An 18,287-nucleotide genomic window follows, 5' to 3' on the forward strand; every position below is an offset into this window, starting at 1 on the left:
AAGTCCGGCGCTTCCGCGCTTTTCCCTTTCCGGCGGTTCCGACTCTATCAGATCCTTTCGGGCCTGATTCCCAGTCAGCGGGATTTGTCTTCCCGGCCGCTGGGTCGTTCCGACGAGTGAGACTTTAGCGGAATCACGGGCCTCGACGCTAATCGGGGTCGCGTTCCTTCGAACGCGGATTCCTCATTTCGCAAATACACACAAGAGGCATGACGACATGCGTCGTCGGCCGAATGTGGTTACTGCGGAATGGCTGTCCGGGGACCGACAGGGTCGGCGCTCACGTCGGACAACTCGGAGAACCTTACGGACACGGGTACGTCATGTCAACCTCCGGCCGGTCAAGGCACGGGAGGGGTGTCGGGCCCGGGCGGGGAACGGCTCGGGCCCACCGCCGTGTCCTCGCACGGTGGTGGGCCCGGTGGCGGGTCAGCCGTTGCCGGAGGCGAGTTCGCGGCTGCGATCGCGGGCGGCTTCGAGGGCGGCGATGAGCGCGGCGCGTACGCCGTGGTTCTCCAGTTCGCGGATGGCGCTGATGGTGGTGCCGGCGGGGCTGGTGACGGCCTCGCGGAGCTTCACCGGATGCTCGCCGCTGTCGCGGAGCATCACGGCGGCGCCGATGGCGGCCTGGACGATCAGCTCGTGTGCCTGGGCCCGGGGCAGACCGAGCAGGATGCCCGCGTCGGTCATCGCCTCGACGAGGAAGTAGAAGTACGCCGGGCCCGAGCCGGACAGGGCGGTCGCCGCGTCCTGCTGGGACTCCGGGACGCGCAGGGTCTTGCCGACGCCTCCGAAGATCGCTTCGGCGGCCGCGAGGTGCTCGGTGGTGGCGTGGCTGCCGGCGGAGATGACGGACATGCCCTCGTCGACGAGAACGGGGGTGTTCGGCATGACCCGTACGACGGGAGTGTCCGGGGCGAGACGCTCCTCGATGGACGCGGTGGTGATGCCGGCGGCGGCGCTGATGACCAGTCGGTCGGAGGTGACGTGCGGGGCGAGCTCGTCGAGGAGCCGGCCCATGTCCTGGGGCTTCACCGCGAGGATGAGGATGTCGGCGTGCTTGGCCGCCTCGGCGTTGCCGACGGATTCGACGCCGTAGCGGTCGCGCAGCTCCTGGGCGCGTTCGGAGCGACGGGTGGTGACCAGTAGGTTCGCCGGACGCCAGCCCGCCCGGATCATGCCGCTGAGGAGGGCCTCCCCGATCTTGCCGGTGCCGAGGACGGCAACTGTCTGGGTCATGTGGTTCACCCTCCGGGCTGTGCTCGCGGTGTTCTTGGTGTCGGTCGGTTCTCGTCGTCCGTGGCGGCCCCGGGCGGCGGTGGCGGCTCCGGCGGCCGTGGCGTTCGTGTGTGCGTGACGGCCGCGGGGTCCGTGTTCCGCGGCGTGCGTGGGATGCGTGGTGTGCGCGTCGTCCCTGACGTCATCCTCGCACCGGAGGCGCGGGCCGTTCCGGGCGGAGGGCCACGATGAGCTCGACCACATAGCTCTCCACGACCGTGCCGTCCGGGAAGAGTTCCGCGAGCCGGTCGCGTTCCTCGTCCAGGAAGCGCCGCGCGGCGTCGTCGCCGAGGACCAGGAAGGCGGAGTGGGTGCCGAGGTTGGCGAGGTGCGCGTCGAGGGAGACCCTCCGTGCCCAGGGCACCGTGCGGTGCGCGCGGTCGAACTCGGGCGGCAGGCCCGGGGAACGGTCCGGGGAACCGTGGGCGCTCCGGTCGACGCCGAAGAAGCGGCGGAGGCGGACGTCCTGCTCGGCGATCCACGGGACGGAGTGGTCGGAGGTGTTCCACCAGAGGGCGAGCGCGCCGCCGGGGCGAAGGACGCGCAGCGCCTCGGGGCCGGCCAGGCTCGGGTCCGTCCAGTGCCAGGACTGGGCGTAGGTGATCAGGTCGGCGGAGGCCGTGGCGAGGGGCAGACGGTTGCCGTCGCCGCGCACGACCGGGATGTGCGGGAGCGTCCGGTGCAGCTGGCCCGCCATGCCGGGCCCCGGTTCGACGGCGAGGACCCGGGCGCCCCGGTCGAGGAGCAGCCGGGTGGCGATCCCGGTGCCCGCGCCCACGTCGACGGTGCGGGCGCCGCGCAGGGGACGGCCGGCCAGTTCCTCGACGGCGTCGAAGAGGGCGGGCGGATATCCGGGGCGGGCCTCGGCGTACCGGGCGGCGGCGCGGTCGAAGGAGAGCGCGCGGGACGAGTCGTCGGCGGGGGAAGCGGGAGAAGCGGGAGAAGCGGAGGAAGCGGGGGCTGCGTCGGAGGGGGCCATGGGGAGAATCGTGGCCCATTCGGGCGTCCCTCGCCCGGTGATCACGCGAGCCGGGGAGAGCGGACGCGGGAGCGGGTTCGGCCGTCGGCGGGTTCGACCGTCGGCGGGTTCCACCGTTCGGCCGGTTCGACCGTCGGCGGGTTCCACCGTTCGGCCGGTTCGACCGTCGGCGGGTTCCACCGTCGGCCGGTTCGACCGTCGGCGGGTTCCACCGTCGGCCGGTTCGGCCGTCGGCGGGTTCGACCGTCGGCCGGTTCGCTCGCGGGCGACGGCTCCCGTCGGGACGGGGCGTTCGGGCGCGGTGCGGGCTACCGGCGGCGCTTCGGGCGCTTGCCCTTGGGGGCGGCGGTCCGGCGGGCGGCCGGGTTCCCGGTGCGGGCGGAGCGGCGCTTCTCGTAAGCGGCCAGGGCCGTCTCGTACTCGGTGCGGCGCAGGCGCTCGCCCGGGGCCTCCAGGAACGTGCGGAGGAAGTAGGCGATCAGTGAGCCGATGAAGCCGATCGCCTTCAGGCCGCGCAGGCTGGCCTCGCGCGCCGGGTCGGCGGGCCGCCGGCTGAATCCCTCCCAGGTCTTGCGGAAGGCGACGGCGCTGCAGATCGCGAACATCACCACCACCAGGATGCCGACGGCGTTGCCGACGTCGGCGATCTCCAGGCCCTGATAGGCGAAGCGGAGCACGAAGCACGCGGCGACCGTGGCGGCGAGCGAGCCGACCGCCGCCCCGGCCCGCCGCAGCCCGTAGCCCCCGTCGTGGTCGACCCAGGTCGTGCCGAAGAAGGGCAGGGGCTCGGGCCGCGGGCCGGGCGCGGTGGAACCGGGCTTGGCGCCGCCGGGCGTGGCGTCGGCGCCGGAGGCTTCGCTGTTGTCGCTCACGAGGTCGATTATCCCCGGGCCGTTCCGGTGGCGGCCGGTGCGTCGGACCGCCCCGGTCACGGGCCGGCGGCGGGTCCGCCGAGCCGTGACCGCGTGCGCGGGACCGGTCAGTCGCAGCGCGGGGCGATGTAGCCGTCGCTGCCCGTGTGGACGTAGGCGTCCGACACGAACTGGCCGTTGGCGATGTTGTCCCAGATGTTCGAGGTGCCGTAGGGGCCGGTGACCCGCTCCCCCGCCTTCTGGCAGTAGACCGGGACCTTCATGCCGTACGGCAGGGTCCGGACGATGCCGTACTGGGTGCCCGGTCCCCTGCGGACGTTGACGCGGTAGCCCGGGGCGATGGGGTACCGGGCGACGTCGTCGGCCGCGAGCGCGGCCACGCCGTCGGCGGCGTCCGCGGGCGCGGCCGTGTCCGCGTCGGCGTTCACGATCCCGGTCGTGTCCGCGCCCGCGTTCGCGGTCGTCTCCGTGGTCGTCGCGGTGTGCTCTTCCATGGCCATGCGGCCCTCCCCCGTCGAGAGTCGATGTGTACGACGCGCAGCGTATAAGCCCCGCTCGTATCGCACGCATCATCGACTAGGCTCCGTGCGTCGCGCTTGCGGACGAACACACGGGGGTGGGCGATGCCGCCGCTGCGAGGTGCCGACGCCGATCCGGAAGCGGAGCATCCGGAGTACGCCGGTCAGTACCGCCTTGAAGCACGTCTCGGCGCGGGCGGCATGGGCGTCGTCCATCTGGCCCGCTCCCCCTCGGGGCTCCAGCTCGCGGTCAAGGTGGTGCATCGGCACTACTCCTCGAACCCCGAGTTCAGGGCGCGTTTCCGGCAGGAGGTCGGGGCGGCGAGGCGGGTCAGCGGGGCCTTCACCGCGCCGGTCGTCGACGCCGATCCGGACGCCGGGCGGCCGTGGATGGCCACGCTGTACGTGCCCGGCCCGACGCTCTCCGACCAGGTGAAGCGGAACGGGCCGATGGCTCCCGCGGCGCTGCGCAGGCTGACGGCCGGACTGGCCGAGGCGCTGCGCGACATCCACCGGGCCGGGGTGGTCCACCGCGACCTCAAGCCGAGCAACGTGCTGCTCTCCGACTCCGGTCCCAAGGTCATCGACTTCGGGATCTCCCGCCCCTACGACAGCGATCTGCGCACCGAGACGGGCAAGCTGATCGGCTCGCCGCCGTACATGGCGCCCGAGCAGTTCCAGCGGCCGCGCGAGGTCGGGCCCGCCGCCGACGTGTTCGCCCTGGGGGCGGTGCTCGTCCACGCGGCGACCGGCCGGGGGCCCTTCGACTCGGACAGCCCGTACATCGTGGCGTACCAGGTGGTGCACGACGAGGCCGATCTGACGGGGGTGCCCGAGGACTTGGTCCCGCTGGTCGCCCGCTGTCTGACGAAGGACCCCGCGCGGCGGCCCACCCCGGACGAGGTCATGGCGGAGCTGCGGCCTCCGTCGTACGACGCCGCCGCGTTCGTACCGGCACAGCGGCGTTCCGCCGGTACGGCCGCCGGGCCGGAGGGGGCGTCCGGGCCGTCGCATCCGACCGCGGGGCCGGTGGCGGACCCGGCGTCGGAGCACGCGTCGCCGGGTCCGCGCCCCGCGGAACCGGAGGCGGTGCGTCCGGCGGCCGGGGAGTCCGGGGCCGGCTCGGAGGCCGACACGCATGTGGGGACGCGGACGGCCGCGCGGGGGCGCGGGCCGGCCGGGTTCCGGGGCGGCCCGCGACGGTGGCTGATCGCCGCCGCCGCGCTGGCCGTCGTGGGGGCCGCCGGGGTGTGGGCGGTCGCCGCGACGGGCGGCGCGAGCGGTTCGGGCGGGCCGGGCGGAGGGGGCGGGCGCAAGGAGCCGGCGGTGGCCCTGTCCGCGCCGTGGCGTACCTCGCTCCCGGCCGCCGGGCCCGCCACCACGCCGGTCTGCCACGCGCCGGAGCAGGTACGGGGGAGCGCCGACGGGAACGCGTCGGGAGACGGGAACGCGTCGGGAGACGGGAACGCGTCGGGAGACGGGAGCACGGCTGAGGACGGGGGCGGCGGCGAGGACGACCCCGGCGCGTCCGCCGCGCTCTACTGCGCCGCCGGCGGGATCGCCGCCGCCCGGCTGGCCCCCGAGGACGGCCGGGTGCTGTGGTCGCGCCGTTCCGCCGGAACCGGGAGCGCCCCGGAGGGCTCCGTGGTGACGCTCTCCGGCGGGCTGGTGCAGACGGCGGCGCCGGGCGGGAAGGTGCGTGCCTACGACCCCGCGAAGGGCGAGCGGGTCTGGGAGGCGGACCTCTCCCCGTACCTCGGCGTCCCCTTCGTCGCGGGCGGCACGCTGCTGCTGACCGCGGAGGACGGCACGACCGAGGCGCTCGACTCCGCGACCGGCGTGTCCCGCTGGCGGCATCCGCTGCCGGGCCATCGCCGCCCCGACTACGCGCTGTACGACGCCGGGCCGGGGCTGGCCTACGCGTTCGAGCACTCGGCCTACGGGTCGACCACCCTCGTCACGGCCGTCGACGCGGGGACGGGGCGGGTGGCGTGGCAGCGGCGGCTGGACGGCATGCTCACGCCGGTGGGGGTCTCGGACGGCGCGCTCGTGCTGACGTCCATGAACGGGGACGCCCAGACCGTGGGCCTGGTCCGGTACGACCCTGAGGACCGGAGCGTCGCACGTGTGGAGCTGCCGTTCCGGATGAACGAGCCGGAGGCCGTGGTGGGCGGGGACACCGCCTATCTGCTGGCCCGGGGCGGAACCCTGGTCGCGGTCGGCCTGCGCCCGGACGGCGGCGGAACGATCCGCTGGCAGCTGGAGACCGCCGCGGGACGGACGTCGGCCCCCGTGCTCTCCGACGGGGACCGGCCGGACCGGCTGTACTTCTCGGCGGCCGACGGGCGGCTGCTCGCCGTGGACACCGAGCACGGGAGGCTGCTGGGGCAGACGCCTCCCCGGCTGCGGGACGGCAAGCTCGCCTACGCGTCGGAGCTTCCGGCGCCCGTCGCCATCGGCCGGGCCGTGTTCGGCACCGCGCCGGACGGGTCCGTGTTCGCCGTCGACGGCGAGGACCCCGCCCGCTGGTGAGAGCGGGCGGGTTCCGCGCCGGACGGTCCTGAGCGGATCGTGAGGCGGGCGGATCGCGAGGCGGATCGTGAGGCGGGCGGCCGGGGGCCGGACCGGCTCAGCCGAGCTTGGAGACGTCCCGCACCGCGCCCCGGTCCGCGCTGGTCGCCATCGCCGCGTAGGCACGCAGCGCCGCGCTGACCTTGCGGTCCCGGTTCCTCGGCGCGTACACGCCGTTCAGCGCCTCGCGGCGGGCGGCCAGCTCGGCCTCGGGGACGAGGAGCTCGATCGAGCGGCCCGGGATGTCGATCCGGATCCGGTCGCCGTCCTCGACGAGCGCGATCGTGCCGCCGGACGCGGCCTCCGGCGACGCGTGCCCGATGGACAGACCCGACGTGCCGCCGGAGAACCGGCCGTCGGTCACCAGGGCGCAGCTCTTGCCGAGGCCGCGGCCCTTGAGGAAGGAGGTGGGGTAGAGCATCTCCTGCATGCCGGGGCCGCCGCGCGGGCCCTCGTAGCGGATGACGACGACGTCGCCCTCCTTGACCTCCTTGCGGAGGATCTTGTCGACGGCCTCCTCCTGTGACTCGCAGACGACCGCCGGGCCCTCGAAGGTCCAGATCGACTCGTCGACGCCCGCCGTCTTCACGACGCAGCCGTCCTCGGCGAGGTTCCCCTTGAGGACCGCGAGGCCGCCGTCCTCGGAGTACGCGTGCGCCAGGTCGCGGATGCAGCCGCCGGCCGCGTCCAGGTCGAGGGACTCCCAGCGCTCGGACTGCGAGAAGGCGGTCGCGGAGCGGACGCAGCCGGGGGCCGCGTGCCACAGCTCGACGGCCTCGGGGGACGGGGAGCCGCCGCGGACGTCCCAGTCCTTCAGCCACTGGGCGAGGGAGTCGGAGTGCACCGCGTGCACGTCCTCGTTGAGCAGACCGCCCCGGTGCAGCTCGCCGAGGATGGCGGGGATGCCGCCGGCCCGGTGCACGTCCTCCATGTAGTACGTGCCGCCGGGGGCGACGTTGGGCGCGACCTTCGACAGGCAGGGGACACGGCGCGAGATGGCGTCGATGTCGGTCAGGTCGTAGTCCAGCTCGGCCTCCTGGGCGGCGGCGAGCAGGTGGAGGATCGTGTTGGTGGAGCCGCCCATGGCGATGTCGAGCGCCATGGCGTTCTCGAACGCGGCACGGGTGCCGATGGCGCGGGGCAGGACCGTCGCGTCGTCCTGCTCGTAGTGGCGCCTGGTGATCTCGACGACCGTGCGGCCGGCCTCCTCGTACAGCGCCCTGCGGGCGGTGTGCGTGGCGAGGACGGTACCGTTGCCGGGCAGGGACAGGCCGAGCGCCTCGGTCAGGCAGTTCATCGAGTTGGCGGTGAACATGCCGGAACAGCTGCCGCAGGTGGGGCAGGCGTTCTCCTCGATGCGGAGGATGTCCTCGTCCGAGATGTTCTCGTTGACGGCGTCGCTGATCGCGTTGACCAGGTCGAGCTTGCGGACCGTGCCGTCGACCAGGGTGGCCTTGCCGGCCTCCATCGGGCCGCCGGAGACGAAGACCGTCGGGATGTTGAGGCGCATGGCGGCCATCAGCATGCCGGGCGTGATCTTGTCGCAGTTGGAGATGCAGATCAGCGCGTCCGCGCAGTGCGCCTCGACCATGTACTCGACGGAGTCCGCGATCAGGTCGCGGGACGGGAGGCTGTACAGCATTCCGCCGTGGCCCATCGCGATGCCGTCGTCGACGGCGATCGTGTTGAACTCGCGCGGCACGGCGCCCGCGGCCTTGATGGCCTCGGAGACGATCCGGCCGACCGGGGCCAGGTGGGTGTGGCCGGGGACGAACTCGGTGAAGGAGTTGGCGACCGCGATGATCGGCTTGCCGATGTCCTCGCTCGCTACGCCCGAGGCTCGCATAAGGGCGCGGGCGCCCGCCATGTTGCGGCCATGGGTGACAGTGCGGGACCTCAGCTGGGGCATCGTCTCTCGCTCCTTCGACATGTGCAGACTGTTCCCAGCCTACGCCTCCGGCTCCAAGATCTGGACACTGTGTCCGGTATGCGGGACGGGTTGCTCGGTGGGCGAGCCGGGGTCCGGGGCGTCGCTGGGGCGGGCGGGGGGTGCGGTACGCGAGGTGCGGGCAGCGGGCTACGGACAGCCGGCTCACGGGCAGCCGGCTCACGGGCAGCGCGGCACCTCGGTGGAGGACGAGGCCAGATGGAGGCGGGTGAAGGCGAGCGCCTCCGCCAGGTCGGCCTCGCGTTCGGCGGCGGACATGGCCCGCCGGGTGTTGACCTCGATGACGACGTGCCCGTCGAAGCCGGTGCGGGCCAGCCGCTCCAGGAGTTCGGCGCAGGGCTGGTCGCCGCGGCCGGGCACCAGGTGCTCGTCCTTGTTGGAGCCCTTGCCGTCGGCGAGGTGGACGTGGGCGAGCCGGTCGCCCATCCGCTCGACCATGGCAAGGCCGTCGGTGCGGGCCGTCGCCGTGTGCGAGAGGTCCACGGTGAAGTGGCGGTAGTCGTCGTTGGTGACGTCCCAGTCGGGGGCGTACGCGAGCATCTCGCGGTCCCGGTACCGCCAGGGGTACATGTTCTCGACGGCGAACCGGACGTCCGTCTCGTCCGCCATCCGCCAGATCCCCCTGACGAAGTCCCGCACATAGCTGCGCTGCCAGCGGAACGGGGGGTGCACGACGACGGTCGTCGCCCCGAGCTTCTCCGCGGCGGCGCGGGCCCGGCGGAGCTTCACCCACGGATCGGTGGACCAGACCCGCTGGGTGATCAGCAGACAGGGCGCGTGGACGGCCAGGATCGGCACCCGGTGGTGGTCCGAGAGCCTGCGCAGCGCCTCGATGTCTTGGCTGACGGGATCGGTCCACACCATGACCTCGACACCGTCGTAACCGAGACGCGCGGCGATCTCGAAGGCCGTCGACGTCGACTCCGGGTAGACGGAGGCCGTGGACAGGGCGACCTTCGCATCCGGGACGCGCACCACTGGTTCTGCCACTGGGCCAGCGTACGGGCACGGGCACGCCCCGCCGAGGGCCCCGGGCGGAAAGTGACGAGGGACATCACGGGGTCGGTCGAGGGGCGTCGGGGCGGGGCGGGGCGCATCACCCGGTCGGCGCGGCCGGCTCTCGGCCGCCGGAGCGGCGCGCTTCTCTCCCAGCCGCCGGCCCGGCCCGCTCTCAGCCGCCGGAGCGGCTCAGCGCGGCCCGCTCCGCCGGCAGATGGTCCAGGCGGCGCAGGATGACGCCCTCGCGCAGCGCCCACGGGCAGATCTCCAGCTCGTCGATCCCGAAGAGGTCCATGGCGCCCTCCGCGACCAGCGCCCCGGCCAGCAGCTGCCGGGCCCGGCCCTCCGAGACGCCGGGCAGCGCGAGGCGCTCCTCGACGGTCATCTCCGCGAGCCTCGGCACCCACTCCTCCAGCGCCTTGCGGGTGAGTCCGCGCTGGACGTACAGGCCGTCGGTGGAGCGCGCGGCGCCCGCGATCCGGGCGAGCTGCTTGAACGTCTTGGACGTGGCCACGACATGATTCGGACGCCCAAGGCGGGTGAACTCCCCGACGTTCCGGGCGATGCCGGCACGTACGTGGCGGCGCAGCGACTTCACGTCCGCCGGGTCCGGCGGATCGCCCGGCAGCCATCCGGCGGTCAGCCGGCCCGCGCCGAGCGGCAGCGAGACCGCCGCGTCCGGTTCCTCGTCGAGGCCGTACGCGACCTCCAGCGAACCACCGCCGATGTCCAGGACCAGCAGCCGCCCCGCCGACCAGCCGAACCAGCGGCGCACGGCGAGGAAGGTGAGCCGCGCCTCCTCCACCCCGCTCAGCACGGCGAGGTCGACGCCCGTCTCCTCCCGCACCCGGGCCAGCACCTGGTCCGCGTTGCTCGCCTCCCGCACCGCGGAGGTGGCGAACGGCAGGACGTCCTCGCACCCCTTGTCCTCGGCGGCCTGGAGCGCCTCGGTGATCGTGGCGACCAGCCGGTCCACGCCATGGGGGCCGATCGCTCCGTCGTCGTCGAGGAGTTCGGCCAGGCGCAGCTCCGCCTTGTGCGAGTGCGCCGGCAGCGGGCGGGCGCCGGGGTGCGCGTCCACCACCAGCAGGTGCACTGTGTTCGAACCCACGTCGAGGACTCCGAGTCTCATACCCGGAACGCTACCGGCAGCGCGGACTTACGCTTGGCCCGTGCCAAAGACGAAAAAGACGAAGCCGGGCAAAAGCGCAAAGACCAAGAATGCGAAGAAGCAGGACACGAAGCGGCAGGAAACGAAGCAGGAGATGCGACAGCAGGAAGTGACCGGACCGGACCGGTCCGAGGACGAGGTCGGCCTCGACTTCGCGCGTGCCTGGGTCGAGTTCCCCGATCCCGCCGACGACGAGCAGGTCTTCCGCTGCGACCTGACCTGGCTGACCTCCCGGTGGACATGCGTCTTCGGCAGCGGCTGCCAGGGCATCCAGGCGGGGCGCGCGGCCGACGGGTGCTGCACGCTGGGCGCGCACTTCTCGGACGAGGAGGACGAGGAGCGGGTGGCCGGCCATGTGGAGCGGCTGACGCCGGAGCTGTGGCAGTTCCACGACGTCGGCACGGAGTCGGGCTGGGTCGAGGTCGACGAGGACGGGGAGCGCCAGACGCGGCGCTGGAAGGGCTCGTGCGTCTTCCAGAACCGCCCGGGGTTCGCCGCCGGCGCGGGCTGCGCGCTGCACATCCTGGCGCTGCGGGAGGGCCGGGAGCCGCTGGAGACCAAGCCGGACGTGTGCTGGCAGCTGCCGATCCGGCGTACGTACGAGTGGATCGACCGGCCCGACGACACGCGTGTGCTCCAGGTGTCGATCGGCGAGTACGACCGCCGGGGCTGGGGGCCGGGCGGGCATGACCTGCACTGGTGGTGCACCTCGGCGACGTCGGCGCACGGCGCCGGGGAGCCGGTGTACGTGTCGTACCGCCCGGAGCTCACCGAGCTGATGGGCCGGGAGGGGTACGAGCGGCTGGTGGAGCTGTGCGAGCAGCGGCTGGCCTCGCTGCTGCCGATGGCCCCGCACCCCGCCGACCCGGCCTGACGGCGCCGGCCCCGGCCCCGCTCCGACGGGGCCGAGCCGCGTCCGACCGAGCCGCGTCCGGCCGAAGACGCCGATCCGGCCTGGCCGGGTCGGCCTGGCCGAAGGCGCCGCCCCGCCGACGGCCGCCCGCGTCCAGCGGCCCCTGCGGACCGCCCCGGTCCTGCTCGGGCCTGCCCGGCCCTTCCCCGCCGGGCCGCGCCGCACCGCACCGCAGCGCGCGCACCGGGCCGCGTCGGACCGCACCGGGCCGCGTCGCGCCGCGCCGCGCCCGTCAGCGTTTCAGCGCGGCGCGGTCCGGTTCGGTGGAGGGCTGCGGGGCGGACGGGTCCGGGGCCGGGGCGGAGTCGGTGGGGCCCGGTTCCGCGGGCGTCGGCGCGGAGCCGGTCGCCGCGGGCGCCGGCTCGCCCGGCCGCCCGGGCCCCGGCGGGAACGGGGGCCGGGGCGAGGGCGCGGACGGGCCGACGAGGGCGGGCACACCCGGGCGGTCCGGCACCCCGGAGGACGTCTCCGCCCCGCGCCCCCGGATCGCCACCACGGAACCGGACGGGGCGAGGGCGACGCGCGCGCTCCAGCGGCCGGCCGGTTCGCGCAGCCGGTCCACCACGATCCGGACCGTGACGCTCTCGCCCGCGCCCAGCGTCCCCGAGGAGTCGCTGAGGCGCAGCCATGACACGTCCGCGCGGGCCGACCAGGCGACCGCGGCGCCGCCCGACGCGGTCAGGCGGACCAGGGTCAGCGGGCCGGACGACCGGGCCTCGACGGCGAGCCCGCCGCGGCCGTCCGCCGTCGGTCCCGCGCTGATCACCTCGGCCGAGACGCCCGGCGCGCGGCCGTCCCCGAAGCGGTCGCCGGACCGGGGCCGGGCGTTGCCCGCGGTCTCGTAGTGGTCGTGCGGCGCGCCGGGGTCGTGGCGGAGGTCGGTCCCGGTCGCCGTGACCCAGGCGCCCTCGTGCCCCTCGCCGGGCTGCGGGGCCCCGCGGTAGGCGGTCCACAGCGCGATCACCGGGGCCGCGACGACCGTGGCCACCACCGTCGTCGTCACGACCCTGGCCCGCAGCCGGTCCCGGCGCGCGGCGTGGTCCTTCGGGTGCAGGGGGAACCCGGTCCGGTCGAAGCGCGGGCCGCCGGACCGGCCCCGGCGGGCGTGGGCCGACGCCACGTACGCGGAGGGCCGCGGCGCCGGCACGACCGGCAGCGCGGCGGCCGGGGTGATGGGCGTGCCCGGCCAGGGGCCGTCGGCGCCGACCCGCTCGGCGGCCCGGCGGCACCGGGGGCAGTCGTCGACATGGCGGACGAGCTCCCGGCACAGGGTGGCCGAGAGCAGGACGTGGCGGCCGTCGGTGAGCCGGGCGACGGTGGGGCAGTTGCCGGACTCGACCACGGCGAGGGCGGCCCGGGTGCGCTCCACCTCGCAGGCGGCGGCTGCCAGCAGCTCGCGGGCGGCGGCCGGTTCGAGGCCCAGCACGGAGGCGACGGCCTGCGGGGTGAGGCGGTGGCGCACGGCGAGTTCGAGCGCCTCGCGCTGCTCCGGGGTGGTGCCCGCCGCCTCGGGCCAGGCCAGCTGGGCGAGTTCGCGGCGGTGCGCCTCGGCGGTCTCGGCCGCGGCGGCGGCGCGGTCCTGGTCCGTCGGCGCGCCACCCGGCGCGCAGGGGGTCGAGGGGGCGGTCCCCGCGCCTGCGGGGGGCGTGCGGCGGCCGGCGCGCGCCCCCTGGGCGGCCGGTCCGCCCGGCTGCCCGCCCGCCCGCTTCGCCTCCCGCCGGCCCTCCCGGCCGCGCTGGGGCTCCCGCTCGGCCGGCTGTCCCCCGGACCGCCCGGCCTCGGGGTGATGCGCCCGGCGGCCCTGCCGCCGCTCGGCGAGCATGCGCAGGCACATCCACCTGGCCAGGGCGTACAGCCAGGATTTACGTTCCTCCTCGCCCTCCGGACACCGCGCGTCCTGCCGCTCCGCGATCGCCAGCACCCCGCCCAGCGCCTCGGTGGCGGCGTCGTGATCGCAGAGCACGGACAGGCAGTAGGTGAACAGGCCGTCGAGATGCGGCTCGTGGCGCACGGGGGGCCGCTGCGGCACAGGCTGCGTCGAGGAGTGGGGCGCACGTCGCCGTACCCGGTGTGCGCCGGTGGTGTGCGTGGGTGGCTCCAGCCTGCTGCTCGTCATCCGGTGACGGTAGGCAGCAGTGCACACACCTTTGGAGGCCCTTGCGTACATTTAACCCTTACGGGTGAACGTATCGCTCAAAAGGGGACAGGAATCCCTGATTCGGCGCCTTGAAATCTGCTAGCCCGTCGGGACGGGCACCGCGCCGACCGGCGCACGCCCGCGCTCAGGGCCCCTTGCCGGACCGCGCCGGAGCGCGCCGGGTGCCGCCGGACGCGCCTCCGCCGCCGCCCGGTCCCTTCCCGCCCCGCGCGGGGAACCCGCCGAAAACCCTGCGGGAGAAGCCCGCGAACCCCGCCGGAGAAGGCCGCCGGAGAAGCCCGCGCCGCCGGCCCCCGGGATCGCCGGGCGCGGGCCGGACGGCGCTGTCGTACCGCGCCTATACGGTTGCGCCATGGCTGCCCGTACGAAAACCGCGAAGGACCGGCCGTCCTACCGCTGCACCGAGTGCGGCTGGACGACGGCCAAATGGCTCGGCCGCTGCCCCGAATGCCAGGCGTGGGGGACGGTCGAGGAGTTCGGCGGCGCCCCCGCCGTGCGGACCACCGCGGCCGGCCGGGTGAGCGCCGCCGCCCTGCCCATCGGCCAGGTCGACAGCCGGCAGGCCGCCGCCCGGTCGACCGGCGTCGGCGAGCTGGACCGGGTGCTCGGCGGCGGTCTCGTCCCGGGCGCGGTCGTGCTGCTCGCGGGCGAGCCGGGGGTCGGGAAGTCGACGTTGCTGCTGGACGTGGCCGCCAAGGCGGCGAGCGACGACCACCGCACGCTGTACGTCACGGCCGAGGAGTCCGCGAGCCAGGTCCGGCTGCGCGCCGACCGGATCCGGGCGATCAACGACCATCTCTACCTCGCCGCCGAGACCGACCTGTCCGCGGTCCTCGGCCATCTGGACGCGGTCAAGCCGTCGCTCCTCGTCCTCGACTCCGTGCAGACCGTCGCCTCCCCCGAGATCGACGGGGCGCCGGGCGGCATGGCGCAGGTCAGGGAGGTGGCCGGCGCGCTCATCCGGGCGTCCAAGGAACGCGGCATGTCCACGCTCCTCGTCGGCCACGTCACCAAGGAGGGGGCGATCGCGGGACCGCGGCTGCTGGAGCACCTGGTCGACGTGGTGCTGTCCTTCGAGGGCGACCGCCATGCCCGGCTGCGCCTGGTGCGCGGCGTGAAGAACCGGTACGGCGCGACCGACGAGGTCGGCTGCTTCGAGCTGCACGACGAGGGCATCACCGGCCTCGCCGACCCGTCCGGGCTGTTCCTCACCCGCCGCGACGAGCCCGTGCCGGGCACCTGTCTGACCGTCACCCTGGAGGGCAAGCGCCCGCTCGTCGCCGAGGTCCAGGCGCTCACGGTCGACTCCCAGATCCCCTCGCCCCGGCGCACCACCTCCGGGCTGGAGACGTCCCGGGTGTCGATGATGCTGGCGGTGCTGGAGCAGCGCGGCCGGATCAGCGCGCTCGGCAAGCGGGACATCTACAGCGCGACCGTCGGCGGGGTGAGGCTCTCCGAGCCCGCCGCGGACCTGGCGGTCGCCCTGGCCCTGGCCAGCGCCGCGAGCGACACCCCCCTCCCCAAGAACCTGGTGGCGATCGGCGAGGTCGGGCTCGCGGGCGAGGTCAGACGGGTCACGGGGGTCCAGCGCAGGCTCGCCGAGGCGCACCGACTGGGCTTCACCCACGCACTGGTTCCACCCGACCCGGGCAGGATTCCAGCCGGTATGAAGGTCATAGAAGTCGCCGATATGGGTGACGCGCTCAGAGTGCTCCCGCGCCGGGCTCGCGCACAGGCCCCCCAGGAGGAGGAAGCGCGCCGGTAGACTTTGCCCTGGTCTCGCCCGTCCGTACGAACGGTATGAGGAACGTAAGGGCACCGCCAACCCGCGACCGGAGGAGTGCAGTGGCAGCCAGCGACCGGGCAACATCGCCCGGAAAGTCCGGCCAAAGCACCGGTGGCGAGGCGCTCATGCGCACCTCGCTGTCCGCCGTCGCGCCCGGAATGGCGCTGCGCGACGGGCTGGAGCGCATCCTCCGCGGCAACACCGGCGGGCTCATCGTGCTCGGCATGGACAAGACGGTCGAGTCGATGTGCACCGGCGGATTCGTGCTGGACGTGGAGTTCACCGCGACGCGCCTGCGCGAGCTGGCCAAGCTCGACGGGGCGCTGATCCTCGACAAGGACATGACCAAGATCCTGCGCGCGGGCGTGCAGCTGGTCCCGGACGCCTCCATTCCCACGGAGGAGACGGGCACCCGCCACCGCACCGCGGACCGGGTCTCCAAGCAGTGCAACTTCCCGGTGGTCTCGGTCTCGCAGTCGATGCGGCTGATCGCGCTGTATGTGAACGGGGAGCGCCGGGTCCTGGAGGAGTCCGCCGCGATCCTCTCCCGGGCCAATCAGGCCCTCGCCACCCTGGAGCGGTACAAGCTCCGCCTCGACGAGGTCGCGGGCACGCTGTCGGCGCTGGAGATCGAGGACCTGGTGACGGTCCGGGACGTGGCGGCCGTCGCGCAGCGCCTGGAGATGGTCCGCCTGATCGCGGCGGAGATCGCGGAGTACGTGGTGGAGCTGGGCACCGACGGCCGGCTCCTGGCGCTCCAGCTGGACGAGTTGATCGCGGGCGTGGAGCCGGAGCGCGAGCTGGTCGTGCGCGACTACGTGCCGGAGCCGACCGCGAAGCGGTCCCGCACGGTCGCGGAGGCGCTGGCCGAGCTCGACTCGCTCACCCACACCGAGCTGCTGGAGCTTCCGGTGGTGGCGAGGGCGCTGGGGTACAGCGGCTCGCCGGAGACGCTCGACTCGGCGGTCTCGCCGCGCGGCTTCCGGCTGCTGGCGAAGGTGCCGCGGCTGCCGGGGGCGATCATCGACCGGCTGGTGGAGCACTTCGGCGGCCTGCAGAAGCTCCTCGCCGCCAGCGTCGACGACCTCCAGACGGTCGACGGCGTGGGCGAGGCGCGGGCGCGCAGCGTCCGCGAGGGTCTTTCGCGGCTGGCCGAGTCGTCGATCCTCGAACGGTACGTCTGAGCCGGTTCGCGAGAGCCGGCGCTGCTGAGCCCGTATGTCCGAACCTGCACGTCCGAACCTGCACGTCCGGGCCCGCGCGTCCGAGCGCTCCCCGGCCGGGCTCCGGACCCGCCCGTCTGCGAGCCCGGCCCGGTCCCCGGCTCCGACGGCTGCCCCGCGGGGCTCAGTCCTTGGTGAGGACGAACGAGGCGCGCTGCACCGGCTCGCCCGGCGCCTTCGCCTCGACCAGATACGTGCCGGGCCGCGCGTCGCCCGCGGGGGCGGTCGCGCAGTGCGCGTCGCTCTTCTTGCGGTCCCACTCCACGGTGTGGACGACGGTCGTGCCCGCCGGGATGCTCAGCAGCAGGCTTCCCGGGTTGCGCGGGCAGTCCTTGGAGGACCACACCTGGCGGTCGTCGCCGCCCGCCTCGGTGATGGTGAGCACCGTGCTCTTCGGGCCGAAGTCGGCCTTGCAGGTGGTGGACGAGGTGTTCCTGGCGACCAGCCGGAACTTCGGCTTCTCGCCCGGGGCGTAGCTGATCTCGGTGTTCAGGCTCAGCTGGAGGGCGGCCGGGACGCAGTCGGGGAGCGACGAGCCCGCCGGGACCTGCTGGGCGGTCGTCGCCCCGCCGTCGCCCCCGGCGCCTCCGGTCCCGGCGCCACCGCCCGTACCGGCGTCGCCGCCCCTGCCGTTCGCCGAGCCGGCGTCCGTGCCGCCGTCGTCCGGACCGCCGCCCGAGTCGCCCGGCTCGTCGCGGCCGCCCGGCTGTTGGGTGATGGCCGGGCCCGAGGGGGTGGGCCCGGGCGTGATCGAGCGCGCGGGGCTCGACCCGCCGGACCGCGAGTCGTCCGCGTTCCGCTTGCCGCCGTGGGAGGTGACGGCCCATACGATCAGCAGCGCGAGCAGGGCGACCAGCGCCAGCGCTACGGCCCTCCGGCGCCAGTAGATGGCGGAGGGAAGCGGCCCGATCGGATTACGCAAAGATCCCACGCCGCAAACTGTACGAGAGATCCGGACCAACTCCCGCCCCACCCGCCGCCAGAGCGCCAAGTTTTACGCATCATCATCTCGGTTCGGCCCTCTTCCGCCCCGTTCCGGCATCGCCCGGGCGGACCACCCCCAACGGTTGACTACCCTCGGTCAGATGGATAGTTCAGCCACTGCCCCGCTCTACCGGGACGTCCTCGACTTCGCGCATGACACGCCGTCATGGGTGCAACATCTGGCCGAAGCCTGGACGGAGTTCGGTCTCCTGGTCTTCGGCGTCCTGTTCATCACCGGGTGGTGGCGGGCCCGTCGCGCGGACGAGGGCGCCCTCGCGCTGGCGGTGCTCGCCCCCGTCGCCACGGCCTTCGGCTATGTGGTCAGCGAGGTGCTGAAGTCGTTCGTGAACGAGGAGCGCCCGTGCCGCGCGGTGGCCGGGGCGGCGGCGTCGCTGGTGCCGTGTCCGCCGGCGGGCGACTGGTCGTTCCCCAGCAACCACTCCGCGATCGCGGGCGCGGCGGCCGTCGCCCTGACGCTCTCCCGGCCCCTGCTGGCCTGGCTCACCGTGCCGATGGCCCTGCTGATGGCGTTCTCCCGGGTCTTCGTCGGCGTGCACTATCCGCATGACGTGGCGGTCGGCCTGGTCATGGGCGCGGCGGTGTCGGCGGCGGTCGTCCTGCTGCTGCGCCGCCCCACCCGGTCGCTGGCCCTGACGGTACGGAGCAGCGGGGCGCCGGTCGCCGCCCTGGTCTCCGGCCCGGGCACGGGGGCGGGGGCGGGGGCCGCGACGCGGAGCGCCGGCCGGGGACGACGGCACGCCAGGCGGCGCTGACCCCAAAGCCGCCCGGCCCGAGCGGAACCCCGGCGGGCGGCGGGCCCCCGGGGCGACGGCGGGCCTCCGGAGCGACGCCGGGCCCCGGAACGGCGGCGGGCCCCGGCGCCCGCC

14 protein-coding genes are annotated in these 18,287 nt (G+C 74.5%); 5 read left to right on the top strand and 9 right to left on the bottom strand.

Annotation, left to right across the window (positions count from 1 at the left end; genetic code table 11):
- Window positions 1–429: 429 nt before the first annotated feature.
- From proC to WA762_RS24050, 4 genes are all read right to left on the bottom strand, one after another.
- A complete protein-coding gene (gene proC, locus WA762_RS24035) occupies window positions 430–1,239 on the bottom strand; it encodes a pyrroline-5-carboxylate reductase (protein WP_335938259.1) in 810 nt (269 codons plus the stop codon).
- A 181-nt stretch (window positions 1,240–1,420) separates the two neighbouring features.
- Window positions 1,421–2,257: a class I SAM-dependent methyltransferase gene (locus WA762_RS24040; RefSeq protein WP_335938261.1), complete on the bottom strand. Its 837-nt coding sequence runs from the start codon at window positions 2,255–2,257 to the stop codon at window positions 1,421–1,423.
- Between the two features lie 308 nt (window positions 2,258–2,565).
- A complete protein-coding gene (locus WA762_RS24045; RefSeq protein ID WP_335938262.1) occupies window positions 2,566–3,129 on the bottom strand; it encodes a hypothetical protein in 564 nt (187 codons plus the stop codon).
- Between the two features lie 107 nt (window positions 3,130–3,236).
- Window positions 3,237–3,629 (bottom strand): SH3 domain-containing protein, encoded by a 393-nt coding sequence (locus WA762_RS24050; RefSeq protein WP_443080659.1) that lies wholly within the window; start codon window positions 3,627–3,629, stop codon window positions 3,237–3,239.
- Window positions 3,630–3,752: 123 nt separating this feature from the next.
- Between WA762_RS24050 and WA762_RS24055 the strand changes: the two genes are divergently transcribed.
- The gene (locus WA762_RS24055) at window positions 3,753–6,179 is read left to right on the top strand and encodes a protein kinase domain-containing protein (protein WP_335938363.1); all 2,427 of its coding nucleotides are present in this window, start codon (window positions 3,753–3,755) and stop codon (window positions 6,177–6,179) included.
- A 97-nt stretch (window positions 6,180–6,276) separates the two neighbouring features.
- Here WA762_RS24055 and ilvD read toward each other — a convergent pair whose 3' ends face one another.
- The 3 genes from ilvD to WA762_RS24070 all read right to left on the bottom strand — a co-directional run bounded on the left by ilvD (window position 6,277) and on the right by WA762_RS24070 (window position 10,297).
- On the bottom strand, window positions 6,277–8,127 hold the full coding sequence (ilvD, locus tag WA762_RS24060; protein WP_335938365.1) for a dihydroxy-acid dehydratase: 1,851 nt from the start codon (window positions 8,125–8,127) through the stop codon (window positions 6,277–6,279).
- 198 nt (window positions 8,128–8,325) lie between these two features.
- Window positions 8,326–9,156 (bottom strand): sugar phosphate isomerase/epimerase family protein, encoded by an 831-nt coding sequence (locus WA762_RS24065; RefSeq protein WP_335938263.1) that lies wholly within the window; start codon window positions 9,154–9,156, stop codon window positions 8,326–8,328.
- A gap of 181 nt (window positions 9,157–9,337) precedes the next feature.
- Window positions 9,338–10,297 carry a Ppx/GppA family phosphatase gene (locus WA762_RS24070; protein ID WP_335938265.1) on the bottom strand — a complete coding sequence of 320 codons (960 nt, stop codon included), beginning with the start codon at window positions 10,295–10,297 and terminating at the stop codon, window positions 9,338–9,340.
- 40 nt (window positions 10,298–10,337) lie between these two features.
- Here WA762_RS24070 and WA762_RS24075 point away from each other — a divergent pair, with 40 nt between their 5' ends.
- On the top strand, window positions 10,338–11,210 hold the full coding sequence (locus tag WA762_RS24075) for a DUF3109 family protein (protein WP_335938267.1): 873 nt from the start codon (window positions 10,338–10,340) through the stop codon (window positions 11,208–11,210).
- Between the two features lie 271 nt (window positions 11,211–11,481).
- Here WA762_RS24075 and WA762_RS24080 read toward each other — a convergent pair whose 3' ends face one another.
- A complete protein-coding gene (locus WA762_RS24080) occupies window positions 11,482–13,365 on the bottom strand; it encodes a BACON domain-containing protein (RefSeq protein ID WP_335938269.1) in 1,884 nt (627 codons plus the stop codon).
- 394 nt (window positions 13,366–13,759) lie between these two features.
- Here WA762_RS24080 and radA point away from each other — a divergent pair, with 394 nt between their 5' ends.
- Both radA and disA read left to right on the top strand, forming a co-directional pair.
- Complete coding sequence (radA, locus tag WA762_RS24085) at window positions 13,760–15,172, top strand: DNA repair protein RadA (protein ID WP_335938270.1); 1,413 nt, start codon at window positions 13,760–13,762, stop codon at window positions 15,170–15,172.
- Window positions 15,173–15,252: 80 nt separating this feature from the next.
- Window positions 15,253–16,377, top strand: a complete 1,125-nt coding sequence (gene disA / locus WA762_RS24090) for a DNA integrity scanning diadenylate cyclase DisA (protein WP_335938272.1) — start codon at window positions 15,253–15,255, stop codon at window positions 16,375–16,377.
- Window positions 16,378–16,540: 163 nt separating this feature from the next.
- Here disA and WA762_RS24095 read toward each other — a convergent pair whose 3' ends face one another.
- On the bottom strand, window positions 16,541–17,347 hold the full coding sequence (locus WA762_RS24095; protein WP_335938274.1) for a hypothetical protein: 807 nt from the start codon (window positions 17,345–17,347) through the stop codon (window positions 16,541–16,543).
- Window positions 17,348–17,501: 154 nt separating this feature from the next.
- On the opposite strand from WA762_RS24095, the gene WA762_RS24100 reads away from it, so the two are divergent.
- Window positions 17,502–18,173 carry a phosphatase PAP2 family protein gene (locus WA762_RS24100; RefSeq protein WP_335938276.1) on the top strand — a complete coding sequence of 224 codons (672 nt, stop codon included), beginning with the start codon at window positions 17,502–17,504 and terminating at the stop codon, window positions 18,171–18,173.
- Window positions 18,174–18,287: the final 114 nt, after the last annotated feature.

The organism is Streptomyces tyrfis (assembly GCF_037034285.1).
In the GTDB taxonomy this organism is placed as follows: Bacteria; Actinomycetota; Actinomycetes; order Streptomycetales; family Streptomycetaceae; genus Streptomyces.